The 17,097-nt window shown below is 58.0% G+C and carries 14 protein-coding genes; 3 read left to right on the top strand and 11 right to left on the bottom strand.

The window, feature by feature from the left end; genetic code table 11:
• The first annotated feature begins 168 nt into the window (after positions 1-168).
• Entirely contained in the window at positions 169-3,396 is a 3,228-nt protein-coding gene (locus PRZ01_RS14025; RefSeq protein ID WP_273597492.1) for a DEAD/DEAH box helicase, read from the top strand.
• Between the two features lie 33 nt (positions 3,397-3,429).
• Here the strand turns inward: PRZ01_RS14025 and PRZ01_RS14030 are convergent, their stop codons facing one another.
• The 5 genes from PRZ01_RS14030 to PRZ01_RS14050 all read right to left on the bottom strand — a co-directional run bounded on the left by PRZ01_RS14030 (position 3,430) and on the right by PRZ01_RS14050 (position 6,918).
• Positions 3,430-3,810 (bottom strand): hypothetical protein, encoded by a 381-nt coding sequence (locus PRZ01_RS14030; RefSeq protein WP_273597424.1) that lies wholly within the window; start codon positions 3,808-3,810, stop codon positions 3,430-3,432.
• A gap of 482 nt (positions 3,811-4,292) precedes the next feature.
• A complete protein-coding gene (locus PRZ01_RS14035) occupies positions 4,293-5,447 on the bottom strand; it encodes a hypothetical protein (RefSeq protein WP_273597425.1) in 1,155 nt (384 codons plus the stop codon).
• 26 nt (positions 5,448-5,473) lie between these two features.
• On the bottom strand, positions 5,474-6,028 hold the full coding sequence (locus PRZ01_RS14040; RefSeq protein ID WP_273597426.1) for an HAD domain-containing protein: 555 nt from the start codon (positions 6,026-6,028) through the stop codon (positions 5,474-5,476).
• Positions 6,025-6,516, bottom strand: a complete 492-nt coding sequence (locus PRZ01_RS14045) for an HAD domain-containing protein (protein WP_273597427.1) — start codon at positions 6,514-6,516, stop codon at positions 6,025-6,027. The genes PRZ01_RS14040 and PRZ01_RS14045 overlap by 4 nt, the downstream gene beginning before the upstream one ends.
• A 33-nt stretch (positions 6,517-6,549) precedes the next feature.
• Positions 6,550-6,918, bottom strand: coding sequence for a hypothetical protein (locus PRZ01_RS14050; RefSeq protein WP_273597428.1), 369 nt, complete (start codon positions 6,916-6,918; stop codon positions 6,550-6,552).
• 178 nt (positions 6,919-7,096) lie between these two features.
• On the opposite strand from PRZ01_RS14050, the gene PRZ01_RS14055 reads away from it, so the two are divergent.
• Both PRZ01_RS14055 and PRZ01_RS14060 read left to right on the top strand, forming a co-directional pair.
• Positions 7,097-7,360, top strand: a complete 264-nt coding sequence (locus tag PRZ01_RS14055; protein ID WP_273597429.1) for a helix-turn-helix domain-containing protein — start codon at positions 7,097-7,099, stop codon at positions 7,358-7,360.
• 129 nt (positions 7,361-7,489) lie between these two features.
• A complete protein-coding gene (locus tag PRZ01_RS14060) occupies positions 7,490-8,629 on the top strand; it encodes a GNAT family N-acetyltransferase (protein ID WP_273597430.1) in 1,140 nt (379 codons plus the stop codon).
• Positions 8,630-8,634: 5 nt separating this feature from the next.
• Here the strand turns inward: PRZ01_RS14060 and PRZ01_RS14065 are convergent, their stop codons facing one another.
• From PRZ01_RS14065 to PRZ01_RS14090, 6 genes are all read right to left on the bottom strand, one after another.
• Positions 8,635-9,963, bottom strand: coding sequence for a hypothetical protein (locus PRZ01_RS14065; RefSeq protein WP_273597431.1), 1,329 nt, complete (start codon positions 9,961-9,963; stop codon positions 8,635-8,637).
• Positions 9,899-11,839, bottom strand: coding sequence for a hypothetical protein (locus PRZ01_RS14070; RefSeq protein WP_273597432.1), 1,941 nt, complete (start codon positions 11,837-11,839; stop codon positions 9,899-9,901). The genes PRZ01_RS14065 and PRZ01_RS14070 overlap by 65 nt, the downstream gene beginning before the upstream one ends.
• Positions 11,836-12,180: a hypothetical protein gene (locus PRZ01_RS14075; RefSeq protein ID WP_273597433.1), complete on the bottom strand. Its 345-nt coding sequence runs from the start codon at positions 12,178-12,180 to the stop codon at positions 11,836-11,838. Before PRZ01_RS14075 ends, PRZ01_RS14070 begins: the two co-directional genes overlap by 4 nt.
• On the bottom strand, positions 12,158-12,802 hold the full coding sequence (locus PRZ01_RS14080) for a hypothetical protein (RefSeq protein ID WP_273597434.1): 645 nt from the start codon (positions 12,800-12,802) through the stop codon (positions 12,158-12,160). The genes PRZ01_RS14075 and PRZ01_RS14080 overlap by 23 nt, the downstream gene beginning before the upstream one ends.
• Entirely contained in the window at positions 12,795-15,002 is a 2,208-nt protein-coding gene (locus PRZ01_RS14085) for a hypothetical protein (protein WP_273597435.1), read from the bottom strand. The genes PRZ01_RS14080 and PRZ01_RS14085 overlap by 8 nt, the downstream gene beginning before the upstream one ends.
• A gap of 106 nt (positions 15,003-15,108) precedes the next feature.
• Positions 15,109-17,076, bottom strand: coding sequence for a hypothetical protein (locus PRZ01_RS14090; RefSeq protein WP_273597436.1), 1,968 nt, complete (start codon positions 17,074-17,076; stop codon positions 15,109-15,111).
• Between the last annotated feature and the right edge of the window lie 21 nt (positions 17,077-17,097).

The raw sequence follows: 17,097 nt of genomic DNA on the forward strand, positions 1-17,097 counted from the left end.
AAATAAAGGCATCTGACTCCCACGCCGGCGCATATGCTCGTTGCCAAAATTATGAGCAACCAGCCGCATAAGACGGCGATGCCCACTCAGGGGAGGTCAACGTTGAAGCTAATAGTTCCGCCAGTATTTGGTGTCAACGAAAAGTACCGGCACGGCGCAATACGCCAAGTGCTCTTGGAGAAACAAGAGCTGTTCGGCCGGTTCGTAAGGTTCACAACCGACCAGGCGACCTGGCTTCGGTTCACGCCAGACGCCGGCGGGCCAGGCATCCTCCTTTTCAAGAAGGTACCCGACGGCTTCGCGATGCCGCCAGACGTCGCGGTCTTGGTGAGGTCGAGCCTCCCCGCGGAGGTACTTCCGGAGATTGACGCGCAAGAGGCCCAGTGGGCCCTGCACCCGCTCTTGACCGCAACGGCCGCATTGGACATTGCGGGCAGGGCGCAACGTGCTCGCGAGTCCTGGCGGGGAGCGTTCCGTTACGCCGACGAGGACAGCGTCGTAAACGGCGCCATTGCGCTTCGGCGCCCTCAGGTTGGAGCGTTGCACGCCATTCACGCACATTGGTCGGTAAGCGACGGGGTGGCGACCGTCGTGATGCCAACGGGAACGGGCAAGACCGAGACGATGCTCGCGACCACAGTCTCCAGCCAGTGCCAGCGCATCCTCGTTCTCGTGCCGACGGATGCGCTCCGAAGCCAGGTCGCTCAAAAGTTCGTCTCCCTTGGCGTGCTGAAGCTGGAAGGCAGCGTCATTCTTGACGCGGCGGTTCAGCGTCCGGTAGTCGGCATCATGACCTCGGCGCCCCGTGACATTGGCGAAGTCGACGCCCTGTTCACCACCTGCAATGTGGTCGTCACTACCAGCCAACTCGCGAGCAGATTCACGCCGGTGGTCAAGGCGCGCGTTGCATCTCTGTGCAGTCACTTGTTCATCGATGAGGCGCACCACGCGGAGGCACCGACCTGGAAGGAGTTCAAGGAGCACTACGCTGACAAGCGCGTGCTGCAGTTCACGGCCACGCCTTTCCGAGAAGATGACCGGCGCATCGACGGGAAAATCATCTACGTCTACCCATTGCGCAAGGCTCAGGCAGAAGGCTACTTCAGGCCCATCCGCTTCAGCCCAGTCTCTGAGTTCGGGTTCAAGAAGGCAGACCGGGCAATCGCTCAGCAGGTGCTGAAGGAACTTGACCTCGACGCCACTGGAAAGCACGTGGCCATGGCCCGGGTCTCCTCAACCGACCGAGCAAACCAGGTATTTGCGATTTACCAGGAACTCGGCCGCTTCAACCCCGTTGTCCTTCACACAAAGATTTCCACGACGGAGCGCAAGGCTGCCCATGCAAAGCTGCGCACAGGGGAGTCGCGTATCGTCGTTTGCGTGGACATGCTGGGGGAAGGCTTCGATATGCCGGAGCTGAAGATTGCCGCGTTCCACGACCTGAGGAAGAGCCTAGCGGTAACGCTGCAGTTGGCAGGCCGGTTCACCCGCGCTCGAAGCGACCTGGGCGACCCTGTTTTCATCGCGAACACCGCGAGCGTCGACCTGACCGAAGAACTCGAAAAGCTCTACGCGCAGGACCCCGACTGGAACGAGCTCCTGCCGGAACTCAGTGAAGCGGCCATCGCAGATGAAGTCGGCGCGCAGGACTTCATGGCAGGGTTTGTGGGCAACCTCGGCGGCATCCCTATGAAGGAGTTGAACCCGTCCGCGAGTACCGTCGTCTTTCACACCGCCTGTGCGAACTGGACACCGAAGAAGTTTCGGAAGGGCATCCGCGGAGCGACCAAGTACGAGCAGGTGCACTCGACCCTCAATGAGAAGGACAACACGCTCGTCGTCATCACTGCAAACCGGCACGCAGTGCCGTGGACCGAAGTAGCGATTGTTCAGGACTACTCCTGGGAGCTGTTCATCGCCTACTGGGACCGAGAGCGCCAGTTGCTATTCATCCACGGCTCCAGCAACAGCAGCGAATTCAAGGACCTGGCGAAGGCCTTGGCCGGAGACGACGTCACGCTCGTCGTTGACCCCATCGTGTACCGAACCTTCCACGGCATCAATCGCTTGCTGCTGACAAACGTCGGGCTTGACGAGCATTTCGGCCGACAAATTCGGTACACGGGACGAATGGGCGCCGACGTTGGGTCACGGCTGTCGGAAAGCACCAAGCAAGGCGCGCGGAAGGCTGTGCTGGCGGGCGTGGGGTTCGAGAATGGCTCGCGCACCACGATTGGTGCGGCCAAGCGTGGTCGCGTTTGGTCTGCGCAGCGCCTGCGCGTTGACACCTTCACGGCATGGTGCCGCAACATTGGCGGCAAGATTGTTGACGAGACTATCAATCCGGAGGAGGTCCTCAAAGGGACGCTTATCCCGCGCCAAGTCGATGCTCGTCCGGGCGTCGTGGCCATCGGCGTCGACTGGCCATCCGATGTCCTTGACGTCATTGAGTCGATGACGACAGTGGTTTGGCAGTACGGCGCAGAGAACCGACTGACAGACCTCGGCATCGAGCTTGTCGAAACCAGCGCCGACAAGCCCCTTGTCTTCCGAGTCTTTACCGACGGGCGTGAGGTGCGCATCCGGCTGGAGTTGTTCCGCGTTAGCGATACGTCGACTGACTTCAAGTTCGTCTACGAAGGAAAAGACACCGCTCGAATTCGGCGTGGCGGCGAGCGCGACCTCTGCGAATATTTCACTGAGAAGGCGCCTACTATCTGGTTCGCTGATGGTTCTTCCTTGGAGGGCAACCTGTACGTCGAGCTTGTGAAGGCTTTGGAGCTGTACCCCGTCGATAAGTTGGAAGTAGTCGACTGGACGGGCATCGACATCACGAAGGAATCACAGCGCGACGAGAAGCGACAGGACTCAGTCCAGTACCGCGTCATTGAGCTCCTGCGGAAGAAGGGCGGCTACGACGTTGTCTTCGACGACGACGGCTCTGGCGAGGCGGCGGATGTCGTTGCCATTCGCCTCGATGACCCGAGCAACCCCAAGCGAATTGAGGTGGAGCTGTATCACTGCAAGTTTTCGATGCAGCCCGAAGCGGGCGCCCGAGTTGACGACCTGTATGTGGTGTGCGGCCAGGCCCAGCGCAGCATCGTGTGGCTCCACAACCGAGACCGCCGTAAGGACCTGTTCAGCCACCTGTTGAAGCGCAACGAACAGCGAGTGGATGGCGGGCGTCCTACGCGGTTTGAGGTCGGCAATGACACGAGGCTCATCCAGCTTCGCGACCTGAGCAAGCGGTGCGAGCTGCGACTGTCGGTGTTCGCGGTGCAGCCCGGTGTCTCGCAGGCCAAGGTCAGCCCAAGCCAGCTAACGCTGCTCTCGGTAGTGGACCGGTACCTCCAGGAGACGTACCAACTTGACTTCCAGCTATGGTGCAGTGCCTGACGCGGAGCGGTGCCTTCGATAACGATGCGCGCTCTAGAGGTTGGCCAGAGCCTTCCAGCCAAGCTGCTCTTCGAACGCAGTTCTGAAGGGCGTGCAAACCTGGGCCGGCGCACGCTCAACGTATTCCCGCGCCGCGGCGCCCGCCTCCGAGCTCAGGCCCTTCAGGTACGCGACGGCCATGTCTGCCGACTCCGGCGCTTTGCCGTTCACACCGGCGAACTTCGGCCGCAGTGCAGTCCATACCACTGTATCGAACCCCTTCGCTTGCGCCCATTCGGCTATCTCGCCGGCGCCGACCGAGTGACGCGGTGCAGGACCTGGCCACAGACCAATTGCTTGCAGGTCGCAGCTTTCACGGCCAGCGAGCGCCGCACGGGCACTGTCTACGGTCGCGTAGTCGAGTTCAGCCCACAAGGTGGGCACCGGTGGGACGTCTGGCGTCAATACAAGCGTTAGACGCCCATCTCGAGAAGTTCGAGCGAACTCAAGAGGCAGGGCAGGGCCGCCCAACTGCCATTGCCCCGAGCAACGCAAGACGCCTGGCTTCCAGACCAACGAACCCCAACCGATGCACGCAATACGCATGGCGGCAGCTTACCTGCTTAGTTGCGTGACTAAGCGCCGCTTGCGGCTGTGGGCGGTTCTCAGTTCGCGTTCGGGAGCAGTGCGAGCGGTCTACGCCGCTTAGTCATGAAGCCAAGGCACGACCGCCGCCGGATAGCCCAACTCGTCGGGCTGTAAATCTCGTTCATTGGGCAGCTGGACGAAGTTCTCGGTCGGAGATTCGCAAAGTCGGCAGTGCGTGCAGTTGTAGACCTGTTTCTCGTCTAGACCGGCGAGGATGGTTGCTCTAGCGGCCTCGTGCAAGACACCGCAAGTCGGACATTTACAGACCTTCATGGACTGACCCTCTCGGCACTGGTTTCCGAAGCCTGCCCTCCGCTAATCAACTCCGCACGCACCACGACATCGAACTTGCGGCGGACCCAACAGCGATACCGCTGCCCTTCCGTGACTGTTTGAAGCGAGGCGATGCCTGGAGTGCGTGCGGTCAGGCTGAGTATGGTGCCGCCGTCCGTCATGAGATGCACCAGGCCGAAGCCTGGCAGCAGTTCGAACACGTCTGCCTCAGTCACTCTCTCGTGGTCGTGCAGGTCTCCTCCAACGCCAATGGTGGAGAAGGCATCTAACGTTGCGGCCGCGAGTGCCAGCGTGTCGTTGGACGGAACGCGACTGTGCCGCATGCGCTGCAGCTCAGTCTCTGTTGGAGACCTTCCGTCTCTGACCTCGACAAGTTCGCAAAGCAGCGCGTCTTGGTCGTTGAGGTCCACGAAATCAGCTTGTGGGAACGCTCTCAAAACCTTCTCGACCGCGTTTGTCATCGCCGCGTCCAGCGTCGTCGCCTGCTGCGAAAACTCGAGCAACATCACATGCCTCGGGGCCCTGAAGACTGCTGCGCTAATACATGTGGGTGCGTCTAGACGCTCCTCCAAATTGCCACCGGTCAGCGGTTCATTGACTGCGGCTGCCAAGACGAAACGAAACTCCACGGAAGCATGGTCCGACGTCTGGAGATTCTCTGTAAGTGAACCCTCGGCAGTCATCCGGGCCACAAGTTCGTCGGGGGGATGTCCTCCAGACCGATTTGCTTTCGCGCCTTCCTCGATGGCCTGCTTGATGACTTTCCTCTGGCGCTCGGTCGGTTCGAAGTTGGCGGGCTCCAAAACACTTCCTTCCCCATCCCTGCTGCTCGTTGCGGACCGCTCGTCAAGGAGAAGGTCGTGTCGGTTCTCGTCTGACAATTGGTCCAGCAGGTTCTGAAGCACTTCTCCGCCGGTGTTGCCCGTCGAGGCTGTTCTGGTCTCCAAGTGCGACTGGGCCTTTGGCGAGTGATGACGCGCTTGAGTCTTGGCATTGGTCAAATCGGCGAGCGCGGCGTCCAGCCGTTCGACGGGTCCTTTCGCTGCCCGACGCTTCATCAGGTACTGAAGTGTCCTGGCAACGGCGTTGCGTAGTGGGCTGCTCGAGCGGGTAGCTAGGTTTTTTTTCATCTGAGGCGCCCGGGTTGAACGAACAACTATCGGTCAGCGCGCGATGGCCGCTGGTAGATGGGGCGGCGCAAGGCGCTCCGCGCTGCTTCGAGATGGGAACGCCTGAGACAGCCATCGACGTCGCAGAGCACCACCCTTCCCGCCGTCTCAAGAGTGGACCCTTGAAGACTCTCGCCTGACTCGACGTCGTCCAGAACGAGAATTGCCTCGCCGTTGTGATGCTGCTCAAGCCATCGCTTGATAGCTTCCAGTCTTGTCACTCCACGATTTGTTGGCGCGTCCCATTGCTCGTGCAAGCTGCTTGCGACTTGGCTCAGCCCGCACCGGCCGAACACGTCGACGAAATGGTGACGGTCGAGCAGGGCTAGCCACGTTGTTGTCAGGACGAAACGTGGCTTGAATTGCTCCGCCAGCACGTTCAAGACCTCGATGGCCTCGGGTGCAAACAGCCTCTCATACAGGTCTGGGGCCGCATCTTCAAGGCGATACAAGGCGCGATAGACGTGCATCCCTCCAAACGGCAAGTTGGGACAGACGACCCCGTCGATGTCCAGAAAGACCGTAGGTTGCGGCGTAGTCATGGAATGCACTCTGAAAACGCCTGGTTGATTCGGCGGGCGACCAAGGGGTTGCCTAGACCTGTCCTGCCATCGCACGCCACCAAGTGACGCCGTAACTCGGAGTCTGCTGGCCATCCATCTGTGTCGTCGTCCAAGGCTACCCAATGCTGAAGCTGATGCTCCTGCACGTATCGCCGCACAACGCCGTAGGAGGTGTTGACCTTCCTTGGCTCAAAGAGGGCGATGTACCGGACCACATCCCCGCAGGCACCCACTATTCGGGTGTGCAACCACTCGGGTGCGAGCCCTGCCACTGGCTCCAATCCGAACATCATGGTCGAACTGGACCGAAGTACGACCTGTGCATCCCAGTCTTCTAGGACCGGCCGCAGCGGCTCCGCCCAGCAGAAGTGCGGTGGACCAACATGCGGATAGCCACGGAGTACTGCGTATTGAATGGACTTCGGATGGCAGGTGCCATCGAGATTCAAGAATAGCGTGGGGCGCATGCGATGCAACAGAAGGGCAAGTCTGGGCGCACTTCAGTTCCCGAACGGCGGATATACCAAGATGCATGGCTCTAAGCCAGCTTCTGTCGGTTCGCCATCGATGCGGACCAGCAGCGTCGGCGCATTGGCGAACTGAACGGAGTAGGAGTTAGATGTCTGCGACGCGAAGGCCTTCTGCACGGTGCCGAACATGACGCTGTCCGTTGACTGGCCAATCGGCGAGAAGAACGCGGAAATGCGAGATGGCTTCTTCCCGGCAAAGGCCAGAGCCTCGCCAAAGTCCAAGAAGGCGCGGCGGAGGGTGTCGACGCGGTCTCCCATCTTCTCGTCGATGTCCACGATGAACAAGTGTGTCGCGGGGTCGAGGCTGATGCCGCCCTTGGGCATGGCTTGAGTTTCCATGAAATGTCCTCCTCGCTCCTGGTTGTGAACCCTACGTGGAGGACCTGATGGAGTCGCTCCGGCAACCCCATAACGGGCGCTGCTATTGGGGAAAAAAAGATATGAATAGCCAGTATACGAAAAGCCGGTAGATAAATCGACTGTAGACGTTTCGACTGCGTTCTAGCACCGTGCGCGCATGGATGAAACGAAGCTGGAGGGGTACGCCCTTCGAAAGATATTTGCAGCAGCTGTACAGGCGTATCGCAAGAAACTGGGCCTGTCCCAAGAGGCATTGGGCAGCAAGGCCGGGCTGCATCGGACGTACGTCAGCCAGGTCGAACAATGCCGCCAGGCGGCTACCTTGGACAGCATCGAGCGAATGGCGAACGCGCTCGGCGTCGCGCCGCATCTTTTGCTGAAGGCGCCACGAGAGAAAAAGGATGTCGACGACGCGTCATGAGCGGGCCGCCTCAGTGACAGCGCATTTGCCGTTCGTCTCCAACCCTAACCGCAGCCGGGGGGCGATTGGGCATCTTCGGGATGCAGCCCTTCAACGGACGGGTGAAGCGGTTGCTGTCAAACTCTCGCCATGGCAGAAAAAAGACGATACATCGCGACCGTCGTCGACACGCTCGACGAGGTCGACGAGAACGATTGGCAGAGGCTGGCGGGGACTAATCCCTTCGTGAGCTACCAGTTCCTCAAGCTGCTTCAGACAGCTGGCTGTGCCACAGGCGCCACGGGCTGGCATCCCAGCTTCCTGCTCCTCCATGAAGGCGAAGAGCTCGTCGGCGTCGCGCCGGCGTACCTGAAGACCCATTCCCGCGGCGAGTTCGTATTCGACCAGGCATGGGCACAAGCCTTCGAACAACACGGCCTGCGGTACTACCCCAAGATTCTGGTTGCCGCGCCATTTACGCCCGTCCAAGGGCCGCGGTTGCTCGCCAAGGATGAGGACGCTCGCCGAGCGCTTGCGGAAGCGTTGGCCGCCCTCTGCAACGCAGCCCAAGGCTCTTCTGTCCATGTCCTGTTCACCGAGCCTCAAGACCAAGCAGCGCTCGTCGAAGCCGGCTTCATGCTTCGCGAGGGTGTTCAGTTTCACTGGGAGAACGATGCCTACGGAACTACAGAGGACTTCCTGGCCAAACTGTCCCATGACAAGCGCAAGAAAATTCGACAGGACTCGAAGTACGTTGCCGCCGCCGGGCTCACCTACCGATGCCTCGAGGGCGATGAACTGCAACGCGAGCACCTGGAGTTTTTTTACGCCTGCTACGTGAATACGTACCAGGAGCACTGGTCCCGGCCGTATTTGAGCTTCGAGTTCTTCCTGCGGGCCCATGAGGAGCGAATCCTCCACTTCGTCCTCATCTTGGCCGAGCGCGGGAGTCAGCCGATGGCAGTCGCCCTGAACGTTCGGGCCGGCGACTCCTTGTACGGGCGCCACTGGGGCGCGTTGGAGTTCGTCAAGGGCATTCACTTCGAGACCTGCTACATGCAGTCCATCGCGTACTGCATTCGAGAAGGCCTCAAGTACTTCGAAGGCGGCGCACAGGGTGAGCACAAGATGTCGCGAGGCCTTATGCCTGTGAAGACGTACTCGGCCCACTGGGTCGCCGACCGGCAGTTCGCTGTCGCCATCGAGGACTTCTTGCATCGCGAGACGCAGGCCGTGGATGGCTATGTCGACCAGCTGGCGAAGGCGAGCCCGTTCAAGCGCGTCGAGTAGCGCACTCAAGCAGCGCGCAACAGGACGCTTCTCTCCGTTTCGAGCCGTCGCACTTTCAGACCCATGTCCATGAGTTGAATTCGAAGCATCGCTACTTCGGTGCGCAGTTCACTCTCGACGCTTCGCGAGAAGAAGGAACTCATCACTCGCATATAGGTCTTGTAGGCCAGACTGGACGCCCATCCAAATCTTTGAGAGACCGCCGCGACCACGTCTTCGTGGGCGGTCGAGCGGCCGTCTCTGATGCGGGATTGGATTTCAATGCGCATCGCCTCATCCGCTGTCCCACGTCGTAGCGCGTGATAGCCGGCTCCCTTTGGGGCTCCGATTTGCCGAAAGACGGTGCTGAAGATGGTGGAGAGTGTCTTGCCTTTGAGCGGATGCCCAGTGGTTGAGGACAAGAAGATGCGTCCGTCGGCGAAGTTCGGCTTGAGACCCAGCCGCTTGAGGATGGCCTTGGGGCCGTAGAGTGGGTCATCGATGTAGGCCTTGATTCGATGTGCCAACGGCCACGGGATGCCGAAGAAGTTCACGCGGCTGAATTTTTGGGAGTCCGGTTGGACGGGGAACGACTCGTCGCCGGCGTTCATCGCAGCCTGCATTCGTTCGTCAGAGAAGTCCTCCTCATGCAAACTCAACGCGGAGGCTCTGCGCCAGCCCACGTGGTTGCCTATCAGCGCGAGGATGTTGTTCCGCAAGGCTGCCCCAACGTCCGGTTGCCGGTTGAAGATTTCGATTGCCTCGTTCACGTGGCTGGTCGTCGCCCAAAACTGCGGGAGAGCCGTTCGACTGCCTTCGCCTACGCCTTGAAAGAGGAGGGGGAATTTTTCTTTCGATGACCGTAGGTGTGGGTGGTCGTCGATGTCGGGCAAAGAAGACGCCACCTTGCAGTCTTTGCGTCCGAGCGTGCCCTTTGCAAGCACGCCATTGGTCTGCGCCCAATGCAGGAAGTGGTAGATGTGGCGGAGGTTGACGTTGGTGGTCCGGCGTGCCGTCAAGTCTCCTCGACTGTTCCGGTTCGCCTTCGTGCGCGCGTGCGCCCAATTGCGGTATTTCGCGAGCAGAGCGTCATCAACCAGAGTCAGCAGTTGTTCAATCGACTCCCTCGCCTTACGCTTGGTCAGAAGGAATTCGATGAAGCTGTTCAGTGCGTTCGCAGGCGGCTCGATATTCGATGCGACAACGGTGGGTTTTGAGCCGAATGTCGTCAATTCAGAATATTTCTCCCGAAGGTATGTGTTAACGGAGCCTATGAGATTGTGCTGGTCGTCACGAAGCGACGGAAATGGTCCGCTTTCCCTCCTTTCCCAATGTGTCGTTACTCGAATCTTCAAGATTGTCCTCCGGTTCTACCCGCTCATCCTCGTTGAAATATTCAGCGGGTATTTCCTCGCCGACGAATACACAGATGACTTTCTCCGTGCTTATGCCAATGGCCAAGTCAACGCACGACTTGCCCGATTTCCAATCCTCTAGTACGATGATTACGCAATCCCATATATCGCTATGCCAATCATTAATCGTTGAGGCATACCCCAGCTCGAGCGCCTTTCTCTCACTGGCAGGAACGAAAACTTCATTTCGCTCGTCCACTCCAACAGTGAACAAAAAATAATCTCTGGCCTGCCCGGGAATTCCTTCAGGTGTTACGAAGACCTTGGAGATTTGTCCGGTCATGCCGGCATTTGCCCCCAGATGCAAATGGCTCGAATTCCAACGCACCGGGTCCCCTATGGTCGCGTGTTGGCCCCTTGAAATCTGTACTTGAACAAATTGTTGTTTCTGTTGTTTTAGATAATCGACCCTCTCTAGATGTAGTTTCTTGTTTAGCTCATCGGCATCCTCAGCCGATTGGCAGAGTATTAAAGTTGGTCCATCTAGTTCGTGAGTCCGATACAAAAATAGTGCTTCATCAATTAATGCCTCGCGCGTTGGGATTGGTATTGATGAAATGGCCTTTTCGGCGCCTGCTGCCTTCCAACACTTCAGACGTGTGGGGCCGACGGCGCAGCCCATGACGGAGTTCGGATGGGCCTGATGCGCAGCGCCCATCAGGGTGAAGCGGTCGGCCGAAACCCGACTCAGGATGCGCAAGAGCGCGCAGAAGTCGATGCCGTCGGTGCCGTGGATGACCGCCGTCTGCCGTGACCGGGGTTTCGCATCACTGGCTTCGGCAAAGAGGTCGCCCCAAGTCGCCCAATCGCTAGCCTTTGTCGCCTTGGCCCACCGATGGCTGGGGAACACGTGAAAGGCGTCAGGTGCGTCCGCGACGGCTTCGCTGGATGCGTGGAATCTGCGGCGCGGCGATGCAACCGTGAATCGCGCCCCGCGAGCCGAGCGCAGCGACAAATGCCGGGCGGCAGCATTAGATAGACGCATGCCTGCGTGGTCTTGGTACACGTCAACTTTGCCTCGCGTGAGCGTCAAGTTCTGAACTTGCAGGCTGTCCTCGATTGCTATTTCGGCGAGGCGACGCTCCAGAACCAAGCTCACAAGGCGAGATAACAACTCGTCCTTCTCGAAAAACCAGCGGTAGCGAGTTCCATCCTGGAAATATGCAGCGGTGACCGCCCCGCGGAGACGCCGAACGTCGTCTTCGGCGATGGAAGCCGACCGACCTTTTGCGTCAAGCCGGTGCCATTCGACAAGGGGAGCCAAGCAGTACGGGTTCGCCTTCACTCGCTCGGAAGCGTCTGGCCACATGTCAACGAGTGTCCGCAGATTCCGTGGACTCACCTTCATGCCGAGCGTCTCATCCATGAGGCGGAGTTCCTCGAGATAGGCCTGCCACTGCAGACAGAGTGCACCTGCCGCGCTCTCGGAGACGCCGCAAGCGACGAGTCTGTCCACTTCATTCGTACCGAGCCAAGACGTGAGCTCGTCAAAGCTTGCGGCTTCAAGGCTACGAATGTCAGCGTTGCTGAGGAATGAGAACTGAGGTTGACCCGCCAGGAGCTGGCGCAACGCCGCGGCAGTATGCGGAGGAATAATGTGGCCCTTCTTCGCGACAAAACCGACGCCGGCGGACTCTGACTGCGCTACGTGGCCAATGGCGGCAAACGACTCGCCGCGCCGGGGCGGATGCTCAAAAGCATCTTTGACGGCCCGAAATCTATCGAGTCGATTGCTCGCGTCCAGATAGGTGATGAAGAAACTGACCTCGTTCGACAGCGACTCAGTTCGGGCGACAGTGCCTTCGATGGAGTTCAAGGTGCCTCCAACGACATGCCGTCATTCAACAGCAGGCGAAGCGCCGTTAGCTCGCTGTTGAGCGCGCGAATCTGGAGGTCCCTCCCGAGGACGGCAATTGCGACCGAGCCCTCAGCCTTCTTGTCGGGCGCAGGGACCTTCTTCAATGACGCGTCGAGCCCATTGAAGAGTTCGCCGATTTTTGGATTTGAGGTGACGGTCGACCGAGAGATTTCCAGCTCAGCGCAAATCGTGGACCGGCACGCCCCGCCGACCCGATTCCGTGGAACCTTGTTCAGCGGCGTCTTCTTGACCCACTCGGTTAGGCGTTCGAAGTTGTTATTGCCTTTGGCTTGGGACATTTTCGGATTCCTTGATGAGGCGGAGTGAGTTCGCGTCGTAGAGCGCCTTTGTAAGCGCGGCCACGCGTTCCTCGAGCTTGGTGACGTGATAGAGGGTCACCTCGTCGTTGTTCTGAATGGTCCGAGTCAATGTCGAGACTAAGCTGCCGAGGGATTCAGTCTTGTCGGTAAGCGAATTTATGTCGCGCTCCTGAATCTGGGTGAGATTGGTGAGCAGCTTAATAGTCAGCTTTTGCGCCGAGATGATGTCCGCATGGTTTTCAGCGTTCAACTGAGGCGTGGCAATGTCCTGCACTTTAGCGATGGCAGTGGTCACATCTTTGAGCAGGTCCTTATGGTAGGTTTGTGCCAATGTCCCTTTGCTGATTCGTTCGAAATGCTTGATGCTTTCTTTGACTGAGCAAGTGAAGTTGTCTTCCGATATCCACTTGGCGAACTCCGCAGGCGTGGTGGGAAAGTATTCAAGAATTCTGCGCCCCTTGCGGTCAAGCAGGTAGCCGTCGCCAAGCTTCCGCCACGGAATGCCCCCCTTCTGAGTGGCCCACGCTGTCAAGACTCGAATCTTGGCCTTGGCCTTGCGTTCGGTGTCTTCTTTGGCGGTCTCTGCAGAGTGTTTAGTCATCCTTGCCCTCGCTCGATTCTTTGCCCGGGAACGCAATTGAGGCCGCCCAGAAAATCTTCTTGAAAGTGGCCTGGGTCACATTGGCCATCTGGCTCTCTGCATCGATGAGCTCTTGCATTCGAGCTGCGGCATCGGCAGATTGGGCCCGTGCCGCAGCCGGGAGGCGCATGTTCTTGGACTGCTTGAGCATGAGCTCCCGCTCATCAACGTAGATTGATTGGACCGACTCGGAAGTCGCATGGTTGATGCAGCCGCTACAGACGGACGGACTCTTCCGGTCGGGCTCCGGTCCTGATGCTCCTGTGCAGTGGGCTTGCTTGCGGGTATGACGAGCGGAACCGAGCATGCAGGGCCCCGGCCCTGGCTCCGCACGGTATCCGCGTTTGATGAGTCGTGTGGACAGAAGGTCCGCGCGTTGGTCGAGTGTTCCTGCCCGGAATCTGGCTGAGCGTGCCAGCCCTTTGCACAGCGCCGCAACGAGCAATGGGAACTTTCCGCCAACTCGTTCGCCCGAAAGTAGGCGTCGGACGTAGTGGGCGAGCAGCTCCTGGCCCCCCTCTTCGGCCAGCAGATTGATTTCCGCCTCTTCGCGCTTGCGCCAGAGGCGATATGCCCTGCGGTCTTCCGGCCGGCCCGCCGGGTCTGTGTAGTAGGGGGTCAGATGGTCCAAAGAGAACTGACCGACCTGCCGATTTAGAGAGAGCAGGCTCTTGTGTTCAAAACGGAACATGTGGACCAGAATGAAGATTCGTCGGAACGGAGGGTGTGTTCCATCGAAGAGCTCCTTTCTCAGGCCTGCACGGCTCAGAAGCAAGGTGCAGTCTCGGGTCCAGTCGAACTCCCAAGTCGGAGGCTCACGAACGTCCGCGCTGTAATCTCTATAGCGGAAGAGCCAATGTGTTCGACGACGCTTGGCCAGCTTCTTTCGTGCTGGAAGGACTTCGTCGGTTCCGCTAAGGAGCCTGTCGAGGCTCTCCAGAAGCATGACGCAATCCGATGTGGAGTCGTTGCAGGGAAAGTCGTGCCAACCAGGTAGCCCAGACTTCTTCTGCAAGTGCGAATCTAAGCGATGCGTGCCGCTCGACTCACCCGCTTGCGTTACGCAGCCGTGATAAAAACCATATTTCTTCTTATGCCCAACAACTTCATTTATTCTGCGACCGTTGTATGTGGCGGAAAGTGCGGCGACAGCGGAGAAAAGGGTTTTGACTAAACAATTAATAAATTGGCTATCGTTTAAACCGATGCCCACGCCAGCCAGTCCGACGGAGTTCAGAATCTTCTCAAACTTCGGGCGATATTCGGGCAGTTGTTCAATGGCGTTAAATTTCCCGGCTGATACCGCGCTTTTCGATGCGATTCTGCATAGCTCCAAGATTTGGACGACGCCCCTGCCGTATGTGTAAACCCAATGGTTGCATTCGGTAAACAGGGCTGTGGCCTCTTCTGGCGAAATGTTCGCAGTCCCCCCTGCCGTGCCCGCGAAAACATCGTTTCTAATCTTTTGCAGTTCCCGCATTGGGATAGAGGGAATCGATTGGACGCTCGGCGACATCGGGCTGAACGCCCGAAGAGTATTGTTGAGTGTTTTTGACTGTGCCGCACTGGTTGCAGAAGGGACGTCCGTGACTTGTCCGAGCCCAGGCCGTTTAAACTTCTCGGCGAGCGCTTGCCTGAACCACAGAGGGATATCAAAGTTTGCAACCGGAATTCCGATGAGTTCGGAAAGTGCTGTGGGCACCAAGACGTCATTTCGACCAACCAGAAGTCCGCGAAAGGTCTCCAATTGGGGGGACTTCAAGAGCGCCTTGAGCGCATCATTCAGCGCCAAAATTTCCGACCATCCCTTTAGGGCAACATCGGTACCAAGCTCAATCAATTCCCCTCGAGAAATCGTGCCTGGAGAGTAGTGACCCCGTCGAATTGCCCAAATCGCAATTCTGGTGCATGCCATAAAAACCCTGGGAACATCGCTTGTGGAGACGTCAGAATCTGGACTAGGGAGGGCGGCATTGATTGCTCCTTTGATGCCGTTGACCCAGTCCGGAAATTCAGTCAGAAAGACAATCCTTTTCAACGGAAATGCGCCAGTCGAAAGGTTTATTTTCGTCTTGCCCAAATGAAAGTGGCGGATGCGTTCGCCCTTTGTGCTTGGGCCGGACAAATCTACTGTAATGACGTCCGCTTCGAAATCGGACATGTAGCGAGGATGAAGGGGCAACTCGCCCAGCCCTGGGAAAGGCGATTCCGGCCGGTCGGCAGTGCCTGCCTTCCGGGTTGACGCTTCAGAGACCTGGAAAATATCCTTAGCAGGCTTGTGCATCAATGTCCCTTTCGCATTCTGCGAGCACCGCTGCTGCTTCGCTGGCTTTCAAAAATCTATACAAGCTTTCGCAGAATGCAATTCGCGGCTTATGTATCGTGTGGAAGCGGGCCATGTTTGCCTGCAAGAGAGTTTTCGAATAGTCTCGATAGATTTGCCGCTGCAGAACACAGTGGTAAATCTCCTCTTTCCCAATGTCGAGTCTCAGAGTTCCAGCGCTTTGCATCCACGCATCAGCAACGCAACCCATTGCTTTGGCATCAAGGATGTCGCTTGAAAATAGCAGGTTGCCGGACTCTGCTCTGGCGGAATGTGACTTCTTGGCCCGGTCACGATGACCGGAAACAAGATGAACGGACGCCTCGAGCAACATCATGTAGTCAAGGATGCTTGCTTCCTCAAACAGGCGCGTGGAGGCAGTGGCGGTGTAATTGACCGTTGTCTGCTCGTTCGCATGCCCGGCTGAAGCCTGCGCAGTATGAATTGAGCCTTTGGGGCGCAGTTCGTCTAAGGAAAGTCCATGATTTCGCAGAATCCGGTTGTCGAGGCCGGGGAACTTGAACCTTTTTCGAAACCTGTGATATAGGCCGCGGGGAGTGAAAGTGAGGAATCCTTCTGCATGGGTCTTGAAGTGCGTCTGAGCATGCAGAAACAGCGATTGGTCTTCAATTTCAAAGAGACTATCAATTGTTTCTCTTTGCACCAGCAGCAATTTGATAGCAGCTATAGCCGTCGAGCCGATGACCAGTCTGTCCTCGTCTTGTTCCGAAGCATCGTCCTCATATTTCTCGTCGCTAGACTTTGCCGAACTTATTGTTGACTTAATATCAAACAGCTCGGCAGTTTGAATTTGGCCCGTCTTTGATTTTATTGCGGTAAGAAGAAATCCTGCCCCGTGCGGCTGAATCATCTCCTTTGTGAGTGCCAGGCACGTATATGAGTTCCACGAGGTTTCTGCTTGAATTGCAAGCAAGCAGCAGTATAGTGTCGGGGCCGTCAGAAAATAGTCTGAAATTAGAATCTCTTTGAGTTCGTGCGAGGGGCATCGAAAAACAAGTGTTTCATCCCACGATTGTGGCCCCGCCATATTGGCGTACTTAACTGTTGTGTAGTTTCGATGCAGATGCAACTCTTCGCGCTTGGCAATGAGCGCGGCCAAGCGCAATCTGATTTCTGGGTCATGCTTTGCAAGTGGCTTGTGGGCAGGGAATTTCCCCGCCATGACTGAAGCTGCCAAGCGCGGGGGGAGCATTGAAACTGGCTCCCGCTTCAGGTTGGATATCCGCGATTTCAGTGCCTCGTATGCCCGAAATGTCTGCTCGATGATTGTTTGCAGGCTATTGAGGCGCGCTTGGTGATGACGATAGGCAAAGTCTCTCCATTGCGCCTGCGGGATGGTCGGCAATAAAGCTGGTAACGGCTCCTTGAAGCCCTCTGGCGCTCGCGCGTCATAGAAATCGCTGAGCGTTTTCGGGCGTTTTGGGCGTGGGGAGCCCTTGCGCTTAAACAGCACATCTGCAATAAAACCGCCCGTTTTAAGCGGCACGGTGCACTTGCGGAGATAGCCGATGGCCGTGTTGGGGACCGACGCAGCGCTGTCCACCGTCGTAGTGGCGGTGTAGGTGCTTAGGCATTGAAAGAGGTGCTTTACGTCAGCTCCGGTGAGCGCATCAGGTGCGGTGTTCAAGACCGCCAGTGCCCGAGGGTCGAGCGACGCATGTGTGAGCGCCGCGGAGAACCGGTTTGCCGCGGACGGATGGACTGGGCTGGCCATGTCCCGGAGGACGACCTCAAGAAGGCCGCCTGGTTGGAGGCCCAGCGCCTCCGTATGAAGAAACACTTGAGAGACCGACCTCCTGTGATGGAGGGTCTCCTCGGTCGCAAAGGAAACCGTTCCGCCTTGCCAGCTGTGCTTGCGGGTGACCAAAGCTAACGGCGAATTCGTGTCCATGCACGGACCATATCGCACACT

Origin of the sequence: Roseateles koreensis, from assembly GCF_028595305.1 — a bacterium.
Classification (GTDB): domain Bacteria; phylum Pseudomonadota; class Gammaproteobacteria; order Burkholderiales; family Burkholderiaceae_C; genus Paucibacter_A; species Paucibacter_A koreensis.

Excerpts from the sequence above, each read along its gene's own strand:
- PRZ01_RS14050 (WP_273597428.1), bottom strand. The coding sequence starts at position 6,918 with ATGGAAACTCAAGCCATGCCCAAGGGCGGCATCAGCCTCGACCCCGCG.
- PRZ01_RS14055 (WP_273597429.1), top strand. The coding sequence starts at position 7,097 with ATGGATGAAACGAAGCTGGAGGGGTACGCCCTTCGAAAGATATTTGCA.
- PRZ01_RS14075 (WP_273597433.1), bottom strand. The coding sequence starts at position 12,180 with ATGTCCCAAGCCAAAGGCAATAACAACTTCGAACGCCTAACCGAGTGG.
- PRZ01_RS14090 (WP_273597436.1), bottom strand. The coding sequence starts at position 17,076 with ATGGACACGAATTCGCCGTTAGCTTTGGTCACCCGCAAGCACAGCTGG.
- PRZ01_RS14085 (WP_273597435.1), bottom strand. The coding sequence starts at position 15,002 with ATGTCCGATTTCGAAGCGGACGTCATTACAGTAGATTTGTCCGGCCCA.
- PRZ01_RS14080 (WP_273597434.1), bottom strand. The coding sequence starts at position 12,802 with ATGACTAAACACTCTGCAGAGACCGCCAAAGAAGACACCGAACGCAAG.
- PRZ01_RS14035 (WP_273597425.1), bottom strand. The coding sequence starts at position 5,447 with ATGAAAAAAAACCTAGCTACCCGCTCGAGCAGCCCACTACGCAACGCC.
- PRZ01_RS14040 (WP_273597426.1), bottom strand. The coding sequence starts at position 6,028 with ATGACTACGCCGCAACCTACGGTCTTTCTGGACATCGACGGGGTCGTC.
- PRZ01_RS14045 (WP_273597427.1), bottom strand. The coding sequence starts at position 6,516 with ATGCGCCCCACGCTATTCTTGAATCTCGATGGCACCTGCCATCCGAAG.
- PRZ01_RS14060 (WP_273597430.1), top strand. The coding sequence starts at position 7,490 with ATGGCAGAAAAAAGACGATACATCGCGACCGTCGTCGACACGCTCGAC.